Raw genomic sequence first — 278 nt, 5'->3', positions numbered from 1 at the left:
AATATTCCCCACTGCTGCCTCCCGTAGGAGTCTGGGCCGTGTCTCAGTCCCAGTGTGGCCGGTCACCCTCTCAGGCCGGCTACCCGTCGTCGCCTTGGTAGGCCATTACCCCACCAACAAGCTGATAGGCCGCGAGTCCATCCCGAACCAAAATTCTTTCCAAACACACCCATGCAGGTGCATCTCATATCCAGTATTAGCACCAGTTTCCCAGCGTTATCCCGGAGTTCGGGGCAGGTTACTCACGTGTTACTCACCCGTTCGCCACTGATCCAAGG

1 rRNA gene is annotated in these 278 nt (G+C 57.2%); it reads right to left on the bottom strand.

Annotated elements, in window-relative coordinates:
* Positions 1-278, bottom strand: a 16S ribosomal RNA gene (locus HALOF300_RS26815); the annotation flags it as partial.

This window comes from Occultella aeris, from assembly GCF_902703175.1.
Lineage (GTDB): Bacteria > Actinomycetota > Actinomycetes > Actinomycetales > Beutenbergiaceae > Occultella > Occultella aeris.
The sequence above is the reverse complement of the archived record's forward strand: the minus strand, read 5'-3'. Positions and strand labels throughout refer to the sequence as shown.